Origin of the sequence: Chryseobacterium sp. POE27 (genome assembly GCF_039727685.1) — a bacterium.
GTDB lineage: Bacteria > Bacteroidota > Bacteroidia > Flavobacteriales > Weeksellaceae > Chryseobacterium.
Map to the genome: position 1 here is coordinate 837193 of NZ_CP152475.1, position 15846 is coordinate 853038.

13 protein-coding genes and 1 pseudogene are annotated in these 15846 nt (G+C 36.2%); 5 read left to right on the top strand and 9 right to left on the bottom strand.

What is annotated here, in order from left to right; translation table 11 throughout:
* Nucleotides 1–10 precede the first annotated feature (10 nt).
* Nucleotides 11–1378: an aldehyde dehydrogenase gene (locus AAHI02_RS03890; RefSeq protein ID WP_346985523.1), complete on the top strand. Its 1368-nt coding sequence runs from the start codon at nucleotides 11–13 to the stop codon at nucleotides 1376–1378.
* Nucleotide 1379: 1 nt separating this feature from the next.
* Here the strand turns inward: AAHI02_RS03890 and AAHI02_RS03895 are convergent, their stop codons facing one another.
* Nucleotides 1380–1985, bottom strand: coding sequence for a thioredoxin family protein (locus AAHI02_RS03895; RefSeq protein ID WP_346985524.1), 606 nt, complete (start codon nucleotides 1983–1985; stop codon nucleotides 1380–1382).
* An 80-nt stretch (nucleotides 1986–2065) separates the two neighbouring features.
* Between AAHI02_RS03895 and AAHI02_RS03900 the strand changes: the two genes are divergently transcribed.
* The 4 genes from AAHI02_RS03900 to AAHI02_RS03915 all read left to right on the top strand — a co-directional run bounded on the left by AAHI02_RS03900 (nucleotide 2066) and on the right by AAHI02_RS03915 (nucleotide 5097).
* A complete protein-coding gene (locus tag AAHI02_RS03900; RefSeq protein WP_346985525.1) occupies nucleotides 2066–2950 on the top strand; it encodes a lysophospholipid acyltransferase family protein in 885 nt (294 codons plus the stop codon).
* A gap of 6 nt (nucleotides 2951–2956) precedes the next feature.
* A complete protein-coding gene (locus AAHI02_RS03905; RefSeq protein WP_346985526.1) occupies nucleotides 2957–3928 on the top strand; it encodes a glycosyltransferase family 2 protein in 972 nt (323 codons plus the stop codon).
* Nucleotides 3929–4081: 153 nt separating this feature from the next.
* Nucleotides 4082–4285 (top strand): hypothetical protein, encoded by a 204-nt coding sequence (locus AAHI02_RS03910; protein WP_346985527.1) that lies wholly within the window; start codon nucleotides 4082–4084, stop codon nucleotides 4283–4285.
* Nucleotides 4286–4542: 257 nt separating this feature from the next.
* Nucleotides 4543–5097 (top strand): 3'-5' exonuclease, encoded by a 555-nt coding sequence (locus AAHI02_RS03915; RefSeq protein ID WP_346985528.1) that lies wholly within the window; start codon nucleotides 4543–4545, stop codon nucleotides 5095–5097.
* Here AAHI02_RS03915 and apaG read toward each other — a convergent pair.
* The 8 genes and pseudogenes from apaG to glgB all read right to left on the bottom strand — a co-directional run bounded on the left by apaG (nucleotide 5094) and on the right by glgB (nucleotide 15711).
* Nucleotides 5094–5468 carry a Co2+/Mg2+ efflux protein ApaG gene (gene apaG, locus AAHI02_RS03920; RefSeq protein WP_346985529.1) on the bottom strand — a complete coding sequence of 125 codons (375 nt, stop codon included), beginning with the start codon at nucleotides 5466–5468 and terminating at the stop codon, nucleotides 5094–5096. The two genes, AAHI02_RS03915 and apaG, sit on opposite strands and share 4 nt — an antisense overlap.
* A 97-nt stretch (nucleotides 5469–5565) precedes the next feature.
* Nucleotides 5566–6831: a 2-oxoglutarate dehydrogenase complex dihydrolipoyllysine-residue succinyltransferase gene (gene odhB / locus AAHI02_RS03925; RefSeq protein ID WP_346985530.1), complete on the bottom strand. Its 1266-nt coding sequence runs from the start codon at nucleotides 6829–6831 to the stop codon at nucleotides 5566–5568.
* A gap of 90 nt (nucleotides 6832–6921) precedes the next feature.
* Nucleotides 6922–9738, bottom strand: a complete 2817-nt coding sequence (locus AAHI02_RS03930) for a 2-oxoglutarate dehydrogenase E1 component (RefSeq protein ID WP_346985531.1) — start codon at nucleotides 9736–9738, stop codon at nucleotides 6922–6924.
* Nucleotides 9739–9862: 124 nt separating this feature from the next.
* Nucleotides 9863–10102, bottom strand: a complete 240-nt coding sequence (locus tag AAHI02_RS03935; protein ID WP_346985532.1) for a hypothetical protein — start codon at nucleotides 10100–10102, stop codon at nucleotides 9863–9865.
* Nucleotides 10103–10248: 146 nt separating this feature from the next.
* Entirely contained in the window at nucleotides 10249–10905 is a 657-nt protein-coding gene (locus AAHI02_RS03940; RefSeq protein ID WP_346985533.1) for an SRPBCC domain-containing protein, read from the bottom strand.
* A 136-nt stretch (nucleotides 10906–11041) separates the two neighbouring features.
* Nucleotides 11042–12310, bottom strand: a complete 1269-nt coding sequence (locus AAHI02_RS03945) for a glucose-1-phosphate adenylyltransferase (protein WP_346985534.1) — start codon at nucleotides 12308–12310, stop codon at nucleotides 11042–11044.
* 38 nt (nucleotides 12311–12348) lie between these two features.
* On the bottom strand, nucleotides 12349–13755 hold the full coding sequence (locus AAHI02_RS03950; protein WP_346985535.1) for a glycogen/starch synthase: 1407 nt from the start codon (nucleotides 13753–13755) through the stop codon (nucleotides 12349–12351).
* Nucleotides 13756–13763: 8 nt separating this feature from the next.
* Nucleotides 13764–15711 (bottom strand): annotated as a pseudogene (glgB, locus tag AAHI02_RS03955) (1,4-alpha-glucan branching protein GlgB).
* Between the last annotated feature and the right edge of the window lie 135 nt (nucleotides 15712–15846).

A 15846-nucleotide genomic window follows, 5' to 3' on the forward strand; every position in this document is an offset into this window, starting at 1 on the left:
AATTTATTTTATGGAAATCAGTGACATCGTATCAAAACAAAAGGAATTTTTCAAAACTCATCAGACGAAAAATATTAAATTTCGGAGAATGTATCTTGAAAAACTGAAAGAGATTATTATCAAGAATGAAAATCTTTTATATGAAGCTATTGAGAAAGATTTTGGTAAATCCAGATTTGATACATTCACTACAGAAATTTCATTTATTATTAATGACATCAATTATTATCTGAATAATCTGAAATCGCTTTCCAGACCGAAAAAAGTAAGAACTAATCTTATCAATCAAATCGGGAAAAGCAGAATTCACCCGGAACCGTTGGGGAATATTCTCGTTATCGGAGCTTGGAATTATCCTTACCAGCTTGCATTATCCCCTGTTGTAGCAGCAATCGCAGCCGGAAACTGCTGTGTAGTGAAACCCAGTGAGATTGCAGAAAGCACAATGAAAGTGATGACTAAAATCATCAACGACAATTTTCCTCCGGAATATTTATATGCTTATGAAGGCGGCGTAGATGAAACCACTGAGCTTTTAAAATTGAGATTTGATAAAATATTTTTTACTGGAAGTACAAAGGTTGGCAGGATTGTTTATGAAGCAGCTTCAAAAAACCTTACTCCGGTTACGTTAGAGCTTGGTGGAAAATCTCCGGCCATTGTTACCAAAGATGCTAATCTGGAAATCGCAGCAAAGAGAATTGTCTGGGGAAAATTCCTGAATGCCGGTCAAACCTGTGTAGCACCGGATTATCTGCTTGTTGAGGAATCGGTACAGGAACAGTTTCTGGAAACGCTAAGAAAATATATCAAAGAATTTGATTATAAACCAGAATCTGAACATTATACAAGAATTATCAATGCTAAGAATTTTGAAAGGCTAACTCACTTGATAAATAAAGATAAAATTTATTTCGGAGGTAACTTTAATCACAAAAAACTCTATATAGAGCCTACTGTTTTAACTCATATTAATTGGGAAGATGAAGTTATGCAGGAAGAAATTTTCGGGCCGATTTTGCCTGTTATTTCATTTACTAATTTTAATATTGCTTTAAACCAGGTTTCAGATCTGGAAAAACCTCTTGCTGCTTATCTATTTACCAATAATTCTGAAGAAAAAGAAGTTTTTAAGAATAAACTGTCTTTCGGAGGTGGTTGTATTAATGAAGTAATAATGCATTTAGGCAATGAAAATCTACCGTTTGGAGGAGTGGGAAATTCAGGTATAGGAAATTATCACGGTAAATTTGGCTTTGATACATTTTCACATCAGAAAGCAATTCTGGAAAAAGTCACCTGGGGTGAGCCAAAGATAAAATATCCGCCGTATTCCGAGAAAAAGCTGGGATGGATAAGAAAGTTATTAAACTTTTAAACTAAAAAACCGGGAAAACTGCCCCGGTTTTACTTATGACTTTTTTTGGAGTCCATTGCCTGAAAAACTCTTTTACTTTTTCCAGACTGTAGCCCTTTCCTTCTTCCAATACGTCGCTTTGCTGAACATGGATCATCTTTCCATCTTTATCCAGAACGATAAATACTGGATACCCGAATTTATCACCGGGATTACCATATTTGGCAAAAATCTTTTCATTTTTATTGTCAGGCGAATAATTTAAGTGATAATACTCATAATTTGCATCAACGAGCTTCTTCAGTTCCGGTGTCGTCTGCACAAACTGGTTGAATCTCAGGCACCATATGCACCAGTTTCCGCCCGCCTGAATCATTATATTTTTATTTTCTTTTTTTGCCCTGGCGATCAGATTTTGAATATCCTTTTCCGCATCAGCAGTCGGATCATAAGGTTTGGGTAACCTTGCCTTTTCTTCTGCAGCTTTCTTCTTAGCTTCGAGCTCAGATTGGTCAGTTTTTACCAGCAATGCCTTTTCATCCTTAGTTCTGTCGTCTGCCGGCTTTACATTCTGAGAGAAAGCAAAAAAGCTTAGTCCCAGAAAACCTATTAATGATAACTTTTTCATAAGTATAAAATTAAAAAAATAATACTATTTGCAGGCAAAAATACAACCATATTTTTATTATCCGTAAATTTGCCTGTTTTATGAATTTTCTAATCAAAATATTATACTTAATTTCCAAGCTTCCGCTGAGAGTTTTATATATTTTTTCAGATATTATGTTCTTTCTGAATTATTATATCGTCGGCTATCGCAAGGATGTTATTACACAAAATTTAAAAAATTCATTCCCCGAAAAGACGGATGAAGAAATAAGAAATATAAGAAAGAAATTTTATCTGAATTTTTCAGATTATCTTGTTGAAACCATAAAATCTTTCAGTATTTCCAAAACGGAATCCAGAGTGAGGATGCAACATATCAATCAGGAGCTTTTTCATGAAGCGAAAGCAGAAGGAAAAAATATCATTTTACTGGCAGGTCATGTATTCAACTGGGAGTGGATCAATGCTTTGGCAACAGTAATTCCGCAAGACCACTGTCATCCCGTGTACAGAAAAGTAAACAACAGCTTTTGGGAAAACCAGATGAAAATTGTACGTAACAGGTTCGGCAATGAAGCCTTGGAAGCCAAAGAAGTGATTCTCAATATTTTTCGGTCAAAGAACAACGGAAGTTCTGCCTATATGTTTGTGGCAGATCAAACACCCCACTTTGCACATATTACCTACGGTTTAAACTTTCTCAATCAGAGAACTCCTGTATTCACAGGCTATGACAAGCTTGCTACAAGAATGGATCTTGTCTTTATTTATTGTGAAATGAAAAAGGTAAAGCGAGGATATTATCAGGTCAATTATCACCGGATTTATCCCGACGGAGAAAAATTTGTAGAACATGAAGTGATCAAAAAATTTCATAAACTTTTGGAAAACACATTACATAAAAGCCCAGACAATTATCTCTGGTCACATAGAAAATGGAAATATCAGGATTCTATTAAAAATTTTGATTCTGAAAATACATAGAGCTTAATGAAGAAAAAATTAGCAGTTGTCATATTAAACTGGAACGGAAAATCCTGGCTTGAAAAATTTCTTCCAAGCGTAGTACAATTTTCTCAACAAGCCGATATTTATGTAATAGACAATATGTCTACGGATGATTCTACTGATTTTTTACAAAATTATTTCCCTGAAGTAAAGATTGTTAAAAACGATAAAAATTACGGATTTGCAGGTGGTTATAATGAAGGATTAAAAGAAATTGACCATGAAATTTACTGTCTCCTTAATTCTGATGTAGAAGTTACCGAAAACTGGATCGGACCTGTTTTGGATCTTTTTGATAAAAATCCGGACATATCGGCTATACAGCCTAAAATTTTGTCTTATGACCGAAAAAATTTCTTTGAATTTGCAGGTGCTGCAGGTGGCTTAATTGATAATTTAGGCTATCCATACTGCAGAGGAAGAATCTTTGATGATGTGGAAGAAGATCACGGTCAGTATGATGATGAAACGGAAATTTTCTGGGCATCAGGATGCTGTTTGTTTATCCGTTCAAAGGATTTTTGGGAGCAAAAAGGGTTTGATGAAAGATTTTTCGCCCATCAGGAAGAGATTGATTTATGTTGGAGGCTTATCAATTCAGGGAAAAAGATTTTTTATACAGGAAAGTCGAAAGTATATCATGTAGGAGGAGGAACATTAAATAAACAGAGTGCAAAGAAAACCTTCCTGAATATGAGAAATAATCTTTCTATGCTGTTAAAGAATCTGCCATTTCCGAATATGATTGCGGTTGTCTTTGCAAGACTCTGCCTGGACGGATTGGCAGCCATATATTTTGGCTATAAGTATGGAATTTCTCATTTCTGGGCGGTAGGAAAAGCGCATTTTTCGTTTTATCTTCAGTCTCCCGGAACATGGAATCGTCGTCAGAAACATCAGAAATATCAATTTTATCAATCAAAATGGTTGATTTTTAAACATTTTGCAAAATGAAAACTACTCCAATATTACTTTTATTGCTTTTATTTTTATTTCAATTTGGTTTTTCACAGAAAAGCAATTGGACTGTCATTGATAAAAGTTACAGCATAAGAACCATAGCAGAAAAAAAGTGCTGATAATGTAAGAGATACCGATCCTTTAAGTGTGGAAATTTATTCATTTCCCGAATTAATTGATAATATTGATCCGGCAAAAGAAAAGCCAGCCACCAGTAAAAATCTTACTTTTAAAGATATCCGCGACAAAGTCGGGAATAAAAATAATCTGAGTCTAAAAAAAGAATTCGGTTTATTTACTAAAACTTCAGGAAGGCATACGTGGTGGCAGATTTCGTCTGGAAATCAGTAAAAATGTAGATCCGAAAATTATTGAAAATCTTAATAAATATCTTACCGAAAAGATAACTCACGGAAGCATACTGAAAGAAGCAATCGATACTGCTGAAAGAAAAAATATCACCACAGGTTTTATTATTGCGGTTACTACTGACGATCACTTTGATTTTGAAGCTCTTAAAAAGAAATTTAACAATAATATCATCACTGATATCAGCAAAGTAGCAACCAACAGAAGTACGATCTTCTTCAAAATAACAACATAATTCAATGGATTTTTGTGCATTAGATTTCGAGACTGCTACACACGAGAGAAATTCTGCGTGTGAACTTGGGATATGCATTGTTCAGGATTCTAAAATCGTTGAGACAAAAACCTGGCTCATCAAACCGCCTAGTTTTCCTTATTTTAATCCATTTAATATTGATGTTCACGGAATCGTTCCGGATGATGTGAAAGATGCTCCTACTTTCGACGAAATCTGGTATGAAGTGGAAGAAATGATGTATGGAACTTTAATGATTGCTCATAATGCAGGTTTTGATGCCGGAGTCCTGCGTGGCTGTCTCAATCATTACGGAATGTTTACCCCAAAACTTAATTATTTATGCAGTATTCAGCTGGCAAAAAAATCCTGGAATTATTTACCCAGGTATGGTTTAAAACATTTAGCAGAATATCATCAGATTGGGTTTAATCATCACCGGGCAGGCGATGATGCAGAAGTATGTGCCAAAATATCTTTACTGGCTTTCGAAAAATTATTTCTTACAAGTAATGAAGAAATCTCAGATTATATGAAACTTAAGATTAAGAAGCTTTAATTGCTTAAAACTTCTGATAATAAATTAAATTTAGGAATATCAATTTCAAAATTTTCCTGGGTTTCCATGTTTCTTACAAGGTACTTTCCGCTCATATTTCCTACTCCGGAACGAAGCATTACATTGGAAAAATAAGCAAAATTTTCTTTGGTTGAAATTTCAGGTGTTAGGCCAATTACTCCGTCGCCGATAATTTCTGTATATCCGAAGCCGACATCAAAAATCAGCCACTTTCTTTTAAGTACTTTTATAGGAAAACTTCCGTCATTTTCAATGGTTATATTATACTTGAAAACATATCTGTTTTCAGACGGATAACTGTTTTTGCTATCATATTCGGGTATTACCGAAACTTTGATATTTGAAGTCATTTTTGAAAACATCATCTTAGTATTTAATTTACTGGATACAAAAATCTCGCCTTTTTTAAGGCGAGATTTAAAATTTATATTATAATTTCCTTAAATCTTATAATCCAAGACCTTTTCTTTCGTCTCCGTTCATTAAGATACCTACAGGATTGTCAATAGCTTCTTTCACCGCAACAAGGAAGCCTACAGACTCTTTTCCGTCGATAATTCTGTGATCATAAGACATCGCAACATACATCATCGGACGAATCACCACTTGTCCATCAACCGCAACCGGTCTCTGGATAATATTGTGCATCCCTAAGATTGCAGATTGAGGAGGATTGATAATCGGGGTAGACATCATCGATCCGAAAGTACCACCGTTGGTAATGGTGAAAGTACCTCCAGTCATTTCATCAACTGTAATTTTTCCGTCTCTTACTTTGATAGCCAAATCTTTGATGTTGGCTTCAACGCTTGCAAAAGACATATTTTCAGCGTTTCTCAGTACCGGAACCATTAATCCTTTAGGCCCTGAAACGGCAATTGAAATATCGCAGAAATCATAGTTTACTTTGAAATCTCCGTCAATAGATGCATTTACATCAGGATACATCTGTAATGCTCTTGTAACCGCTTTTGTAAAGAAAGACATGAAACCAAGTCCTACTCCGTGTCTCTGAGCAAATTCTTCTTTATATTGTTTTCTCAGTCTAAAAATTTCAGACATGTCAACTTCATTGAAAGTCGTTAACATTGCTGTTTCATTTTTTACAGAAACTAATCTCTGAGCAATTTTTCTTCTAAGAACTGAAAGTTTTGTAGTCGTTGTAGATCTTGAACCCGTAGCAGTTACAGGATTTCCTCCGAATGCAGGAACAGCCGCCAATTCTGCGTCAGATTTTGTGATTCTTCCGTCTCTGCCACTTCCTGAAACCTGTGCGGCATCCATTCCTTTTTCGTCAAGGATTTTTTTAGCTGCAGGAGATGGAGCCCCTGTAGCATATGTTTGAACCGCAGCAACTGCAGCCGGTTGAGCGGCAGGTTTCGGAGCTTCTTGTTTAGCCGGTTCAGCAGATTTCGGAGCTTCCTCTTGTTTTGGAGTTTCAGCAGCAGGAGCAGCACTTCCTTCAGGTTTTGCAGCATCCATATCGATTAAACAAACCACTTGCCCTACCTGCACTACATCACCTTCTTCAGCTTTCAAAGTGATTACACCACTTTGTTCAGCAGGCAATTCAAGAGTGGCTTTGTCTGAATCTACTTCAGCGATGGGCTGATCTTTTTCTACATAATCACCATCTTTTACAAGCCAGGTTGCAATTTCAACTTCTGTAATGGATTCGCCCGGTGAAGGAACTTTCATTTCTAAAACTGACATATCGTATTTTTTATTTTTTTAATTATTATTTTTTAGACTTTAAGATAAAAGGAGAAAGACTAATTTCTAACCTCTAATTTCTATTTAAATTTAGGCCGTTACAGGTCTTTTTACCGGAGCATCGTTTCTGTCAAATACTCTGTTGATTACTGCGTTCTGATTTTTCTCAAACATTTTATGACTTCCAGGAGCAGGTGCACCACTTGGTACCGGAGATACCACCTGAATACCTGTATCTCTGAAATTCCTCAGAATATAAGACCAAGCACCCATATTTTCAGGTTCTTCCTGAGCCCATACCAAACTTTTTCTGTTGTTATATTTACTGAAAACAGCTTCAATAGCATCAGTCTGTAAAGGATATAATTGCTCGAATCTAACCAATGCAACATTTTCAGCGTTTAATTCCTCTTTCTTAGCTAATAATTCAAAGTATAATTTACCTGAACAAAGTACTAACTTTTCAACTTTTGAAGGATCAGCAGTAGGATCGTCCAAAATTGGCTGGAATCCTTTGTCTGAGAAATCTTCAAGTGGAGAAACTACTTTCGGATGCCTTAATAATGATTTTGGACTCATAACAATTAATGGTTTTCTGAATGGCCATTTTAACTGTCTTCTCAATAAGTGGAAATAATTGGCTGGGGAAGTAATATTTGCAACCACCATATTTTCATTAGCACAAAGTGTTAAGAATCTTTCCAGTCTTGCAGAAGAGTGTTCTGCACCCTGCCCTTCCGAACCGTGAGGCAATAACATTACCAAACCATCCTGAATTTTCCATTTTTCTTCTGCCGCCGCTAAATATTGGTCCACAATAATCTGAGCACCATTCACAAAATCCCCGAACTGAGCTTCCCAAACGGTAAGCGTATTAGGAGAAGCCATGGCATAACCATAATCAAATCCTAAAACTCCATATTCGGAAAGATGAGAATTATAGATATCGAATCTGCTTTCGGAAACGTGTCTTAATGGGATATATTCTTCTTCGGTATCTTCGGTTTTTACGACTGCATGTCGGTGAGAGAAAGTTCCTCTTTCCACATCTTCACCGGAAATTCTTATGTTGTGACCTTCCACAAGAAGTGTTGCATAAGCCAGCCACTCCCCTAAAGCCCAATCTAAAGAGTTTCCTTCAATAGCTTTGATTCTGTTTTCGAAAAGTCTTGTAATTTTATTTAAAAACTTTTTATCAGCCGGAAGGGTAGACATTTTAATCGCCAGTTCTTTCAGCTTTTCTAAATTAAATTTGGTATCAACAGTCTCCTGAACAGCTCCTCTTTTAGCAATCGGGTAATTTGTCCAGTCATCTGCCATGAAAACATCCATTATATTTTTCTCAATTTCTTTGGATGCATCGAAATCTTTATCCAATAATGCTTTGAATTCAGTTTCCATTTTAGCAATAACATCATTTGAAGTTATGCTGTCTTTTAGTAACTGATCTTTATAGATTTCTCTTGGATTCGGATGTTTTGAAATAATTTTATAAAGATTTGGCTGAGTGAATCTTGGCTCATCCCCTTCATTATGACCATATTTTCTGTATCCTAATAAATCGATATATACATCTTTACCGAACTTTGCTCTGAAATCAGCAGCGAAATGGATCGCATGAACCACTGCTTCTGCATCATCTGCATTCACATGCATTACAGGAGATTCCGTAACTTTTGCAATGTCTGTACAGTAAGTGGAAGATCTTGCATCCATATAATTCGTTGTAAATGAAACCTGGTTATTAACAACAATATGAACTGTACCGCCCGTTCTGTATCCTTCCAGCGTCATCATCTGGGCCACTTCATAAGCAATACCCTGTCCTGCGATAGCACCATCACCGTGGATTACGATCGGTAAAATTTTAGAATAATCTCCTTTGTATTTATCATCCACTTTTGCACGGCAGATTCCTTCTACAAGGGCTGCAACCGTTTCAAGGTGAGACGGGTTCGGAGTAAGATTGATAGCAACTTCTTCTCCGGAGGCCGTTTTAATTTTTTTAGATGAACCTAAGTGATATTTAACATCACCAGAGAATACATCTTCTTCAAATTCTTTCCCTTCAAATTCAGAGAAAATCTGCTTGTAAGATTTCCCGAAAATATTGGTCAATACATTCAATCTTCCTCTGTGAGCCATTCCTAAAACAACCTCATCCACTCCCAGCTGAGAAGATCTTGAAATCAACTGATCCAATGCCGGAATCAAGGTTTCACCACCTTCCAGTGAGAATCTTTTCTGGCCAACAAATTTTGTATGAAGATAATTTTCAAACGCTACTGCCTGGTTTAATTTTAATAAAATTTCAGTCTTTTCGTTCGCTGAAAGATTCGGATGGTTTTCATTAACCTGAAGCCACTGCTTGATAAAATCTTTCTCCTCAACATTGTTGATGTGCATGTATTCCACACCGATAGAATCACAGTAAATGTTTTCCAAATGGGTGATCAATTCCTGTAAAGTTGCAGGTCCTTTCATCCCGGTTTCAACCGCACAATTGAATTTTGTATTTAAATCTGACTTGTCAAGGCCAAAATTTTCGATGTCTAAAGTCGGGGTATAATGTCTTCTTTCTCTTACAGGATTGGTTTTTGTAAACAGATGACCTCTCGTTCTGTAGGCTTCAATAAGGTTTACTACCTTAAATTCTTTTTTGATGTGTTCCGGAACTTCACCGTTTGATGCTGCCTGTGCTACCTGCTGTACCACCGGAGCAGAAGTTGCCGGAGCCTGAACATATTGGATATTATCATCGTCTCCGTAGTTCTCCAAAGCAAAATCGAAACCTTGAAAGAAGGCTTTCCATGATGGTTCTAAAGAGTCCGGATATTTTAAGTATTGTTGGTATAAATCCTCAATTAACTGAGAATGAGCTGCGTTTAGGAATGAAAATCTGTCCATTATTACAGTTTATCTGTTATTAAAATTTGTTTATAGAATTAATCCTCAAATTTAATAAAAAAAACCGACTTGGAACAGCGTTTAAACTATTAAAAAAACTATAAAATAAATAATTACATTCAATTTACTTAAAGACTGATAATGAGAGTTTCATATTGACATCCTGATCGTCCATCGGCCGTTCGATAAAGGTCTGACGAATGTCATTAAAACGCATTTCATCTTTCCTCGCTTTCTGGATCAATTGCTGTATTGCTTTCACTCTTCCGGCATAATTCCCTTTGTAATACATCACATAGTTTTGAGTGGCTGCCTGTGTTCTGAAACTGAAATTATTATCCGTAAGTCCAATTTTTTTAGACAAAGGGATTCCAAGAAAATAGGAAACTTCTTTATCTTTATAGTTGTCGGCATCCGTAATCAGAACCGGAAATCCGAATTCATCATCTTTTTTTGCCTAAATCCATCGTGGTGTAATTATAAATTTTGTTATAATTCATCACAATATTTTTATAAAGCGCATCTTTTTTTATTGGAGGTACTCACATTGATTCCCAACAACAGCTTTTCTTCTTCATTTTCAACCATTAGACTGTCATATTTTATGGCCGCCATCTGGTTGTCTTTTTCCACTTTATTGCCTAAAACATTATTAAGAGTTGCCATACTTTTATCAATATTTTCGGCAAAGCGGTCTTCCGTCCAGAAATTTTCGACACGTCTTAAAACAGATAATTTCGGAGTGTGGACAATCCAGGTAATTTGGGTTTTTTCGGGAGCGATAGCTTTAAATTTAACATCAACCAAAGTTGGACTTTCATTTTTATCTTCGAAAAGCTGGTATCTGAGTGTTTTGTTTGGATTTTCATAACGAAGAAACATTTCTCCGTCGGTGTCATTTTTAGGATCTGCGTAACTAATCGAGCTTCCTTTTCCTTCATAAGGAGTATAATAGTCGATATCAATGGATTTGGAGCTGGTAAAAAAATTATTCCAGCGGGTAAAATTCTGCAGATTATTAAACTGATTAAAAACTTTTTCCACCGGATAATTAATTTCTTTTTCTATCCGGAAATCTTTGCTTTCATCCACAAAATAGTACATAGAAGCCGCATAAGCCCCGATTAGCAAAACAACAATTACCGCTATAATTTTAAAAAAACGCATTGTACAAATGTATTGAAAATAACAAAAGTGACCAATATACTGATCACTCTGTTTAAATTTATTTTTAAGGATGAAAATTAATTGAATTTTAATTTAAATCATCATGTTCACTAATTTCAAAAATTCCTGATTCAGTTTACCCAATGTGAGTTCCCGGAGCCATTACCGCGCCTTTTTTCACAACGATAATTCCGTCCTGAACAGAATAGGTGCCATAATCTCCGTCGCTTAAATGTTTCCCCCCAATAATACGTACATTATCGCCAATATAACAGTTTTTATCTAAAATCGCTTTTTCGATATAGCAGTATTTTCCGATGCCCATATTAGGCTGTCCTTTTTCGTCGTTCATGACAATTTCGGTAGTATCCTGATAAAAATCTGAACCCATAACATAAGAATTAACAATGGTACTTCCTTTATCAATTCTGGTTCTGTTTCCAATAACCGAATTTTCGATTTTATCGGCCATAATGATGCATCCATCTCCAAAAACCGCTTTGCTTACGTAAGAACCGTTGATTTTCGACGGCGGAAGCATTCTTGCTCTCGTGTAGATCGGAGAAGAAGAGAAAAGATTAAACTGAGGAAAATCCTGACAAAGATCAATATTGGCCTCGTAAAACGATTCAATGGTACCGATATCCGTCCAATATCCTTCATATTGATAGCTGAGTGTGGTATATTTCCCAATAGAATTCGGGATAATATCTTTTCCGAAATCATCTCCGGCTCCTTCATCAAACATCTTTTTAAGGATACTTTTCGTGAAAATATAAATACCCATGGAAGCCAAATATTCTTTACCCGCACGTTTGTTTTCTTCGGAAACTTCAGATTGTAGACCGTCCAGCATATCATAACCCGGTTTTTCTACGAAAGAAGTAATATTGCCTTCATCATCAGAACTTAAAATCCCGAAACCCGTTGCATCTTTAGCATTCACAGGAATCGTAGCAATAGTAACATCACCTCCTTTTTCGATATGAAAATCAAGCATTTCTCTGAAATCCATTTGGTAAAGCTGATCTCCCGAAAGAATTAAGATATAATCATAATCATATTTTTCTAAATGTTTCATCGACTGGCGTACTGCGTCAGCCGTTCCCTGATACCAGTTTTCATTTTCCACATTCTGTTCTGCTGCCAGAATGTCTACAAATCCTTTGCTGAAAATATCAAAATGGTAAGAATTTTTGATATGAGAATTTAAAGAAGCCGAATTAAACTGTGTCAGCACAAGGATTTTATTTAATCCGGAATTTAAACAATTTGAAATAGGGATATCTACCAATCTGTATTTCCCTGCAATCGGCACGGCAGGTTTTGATCTTGAATATGTGAGCGGGAACAATCTCGTTCCCCTACCTCCTCCTAAAACAATGGAAATTACATTGCGATTCATAAATTATATTGCGTTTTTATCTTTATTAATAAATTTGTTTAATGATTATATAAAGCTATATATTTTTCTGCTGATTTTTCCCATGCAAAATCAAAATTCATATTCGCATGAATAAGATTTTCCATTACATCCTTTTGATTATACAGCATTAATGCTCTGTTCATCGCATGGATCACATCGTCTACACCGGGATAAGTGAAATTAATCCCGGCGCCGCCTGTGGAAATATCCTCGACCGTATCTCTCAAACCTCCTGTATAACGTACAATCGGAACTGTACCGTATCTCATAGAATACATCTGGTTTAGTCCGCAAGGTTCTACTCTTGAAGGCATCAGCAAAAAATCCGCCGAAGCGTATATTTTATGCGAAAGATGTTCTTTATATCCCAAATCCAAAGCAAAATTGGTGTAGGTATATTCATATTCCTTAAGCTTGTTTTCTATGTAAGCGTTTCCTGATCCCAGAACCATGATATTAAGAGCGCCATAGCTTTGCTTAATGCTTCTCCATACAATATCAGGAAGCAGATCCGCGCCCTTTTCCGTTGCAAATCTTCCTATAAAGGCAAATAATGGAAGCTCGGGTTTCAGCCCATATTCTTTACAAAGTTTTTCCTTTCCTTTCTTTTTCTGTTCAACAGCATTATTACTGTTAAAATTAAAATCCAGCATCGGATCAGTTTCAGGATTCCAGACTTCTGTATCGATTCCGTTGATGATTCCGTAGGCTTTTCCGAACTCATTGCGAACAAGACTTTCCAATCCTCTGAAACTCACAAAAAGTTCTTCAAGATACCCTTGCGAAACCGTTGTAAATGCATTAGCACATTTAATCATGCTAGCTAAAGGGTTGATTAAACCGTTCCAATCCATCAATCCCCATTTGTAGGGATCAAAAGATGGAAGATATTTTGCCATTTCCCAACTCATCATTCCCTGATATTCTCCATTATGGATGGTTCCAACCGTTTTTACTCCTTTAAGAAATGAAAATTCCGCACAGTTTTCGATCATGAAAGGAACTAGTCCTGTATGATAATCGTGACAGTGCAAAACATCCGGACGAATGTTCATGGCTGTCAACCAATGCAAAACTCCATGCTGAAAAGCAATGAACTGAAAATTTTCGTCCTGATAACCGTAAGGATTATCTCTATCTAAAAGTCCGGGGATTTTTACCATATACAGTTCGAAGCCTAAAACATCAGATTTTTCCTTCAAAACCTGCACCTGCAGCATATTTCCCCCTTGGTGTATGAAGCCATCAAAAACTATGTCAAACTCATGATCGTAAACAAAAGATTTGTTGTACCAGGGCATAACAACCTTCGCATCAATATCTTTAATTTTGTTCTGATACTTCGGTAAAGCCCCTACTACATCTGCCAGACCTCCTACTTTTGCTACCGGATAACATTCCGTACTTAGATGGTAAATTATCATTTCTTACTTTATCTTTTGTGGTTTTTAATTCTATTCTGCTTGTATTTTTTGTCTTTTCTTTTTAAAATAATCCCTGCCAGCGGCGGTAAATTGATACTGATTGATTTCTGATGATTCATAAAATCTTCATTTTTTTCTTCGAAAATATCTGCCTTTACACCACTTCCTGCATATTGCTCATCATCGGAATTAAAAATAACTTCCCATTGACTGCCTGCGCTTACACCTATTTTATAATCAATCACTCTTGGAGTAAGATTCAGAATAACCATGCATACATCATCTTTTTTCTGTCCTTTTCTCAGGTAGATATAAACAGAATTATCCACATCATCGGCCTGAATCCATTCAAAGCCTTCCCCGGAAAACTGATTTTCATAAAGAGCCGTTTCGTTCCTGTATATATGGTTAAGATCTTTAACTACTTTTTGCAACCCTTTATGAATGGGATATACAAGCAAATGCCAGTCCAGACTTTTCCTGAAGTTCCATTCGTTTGTCTGTCCGAACTCATCGCCCATAAATAAAAGCTTAGCTCCCGGATGCGTAAACATATACACATATAAAGCCCGAAGATTAGCAAATTTCTGCCATTCGTCACCAAACATCTTGTAAATAAGGCTCGCTTTCCCATGCACCACTTCATCATGAGACAAAGGCATCATATAATTTTCATTATACATATACATAGAAGCGAAAGTCAGCTTGTGATGATGAAATTTTCTGTTGATAGGATCTACTTTAAAATAATCCAATGTATCATGCATCCAGCCCATCATCCATTTCATACCAAAACCGACACCTCCGTCGTGAACGGGTTTTGTCAGCAAAGGAAAATCTGAACTTTCTTCGGCAATCGTAATAATATTATCACCAAATTCTTTATAAACAGCGGTATTAAATTCCTGCAAGAAAGTTTTTGCTTCAAGATTCACGTTTCCACCATGAATATTAGGTTCCCATTCTCCTTCATTTCTGGAATAATCCAGATGGAGCATAGATGTAACCGCATCTACACGCAGGCCGTCGGCATGGTAACGCTCCAGCCAGAACATGGCATTTGAAATTAAAAAAGATTTTACTTCATTTCTTCCGTAATTGAAAATATATGATTTCCAATCCGGATGAAAACCTTTTCTGGGATCTTCATGCTCATAAAGATAAGAACCGTCAAATCGATGTAAACCGTTGGCATCTCCTGGAAAATGAGAAGGAACCCAATCTAAAATCACGCCTATATTATTCTGATGAAGCTCATCGATGAGAAACATCAGATCCTGTGGTGAACCGAAACGTGAAGTTGCGGCAAAAAATCCGGTAATCTGGTAGCCCCAGCTGGGATCATACGGATATTCCATGACTGGCATAAACTCCACATGAGTGAATTCCATTTCTTTAATATAAGGAACAAGCCTTTCAGCAACCTCCCTGTAATTCAAAAACCTTTCAGGATCATCTTCATTTCTCATCCAGGAACCGATATGAAGTTCGTACACTGAAAGCGGAGCTTTGAGACTATTTTTTTTCCAGCGGTTTTGTAGCCAGTCTTTGTCATTCCATTCATACCAGGTCGTAGAAACCAATGATGCCGCCTGAATATTCTGCTCCCAGCTTAATGCATACGGATCACTTTTTTCCAGAATTTCACCTCTCGTTGTTTCTACGGCGTATTTGTATAATGTACCTAAAGTAAGTCCTGCAATAAAGCCTTCCCAGATTCCTGATCCGTCCCATCTTGGGAATAGAATATGATCTTTATGGTTCCAGATGTTAAAATTTCCGATTACAGAAACTTTTTTTTGCATTGGGCGCCCAAACCGAAAAGTAAATCCCCTTCACTCCGTCTTTTTCTACGGAATGTGCCCCGAATTTATCGTACAGCTTATAATGTTTACCTTCTTTGAAAAGATAAATATCATGATCCGTAAAAAGAGTGTATGTTTTAACCGAATTCATCACGGTTTTGATTTAAATTTTAATATTTCTCTGAAACTACTAAAAAAATCAGAAAGAATTGTTAATAAATATTGAAGTAATTATTATGTTAAATGCATATCATCACTTGTTCCTATCAAATATAGAGTTTTTTCA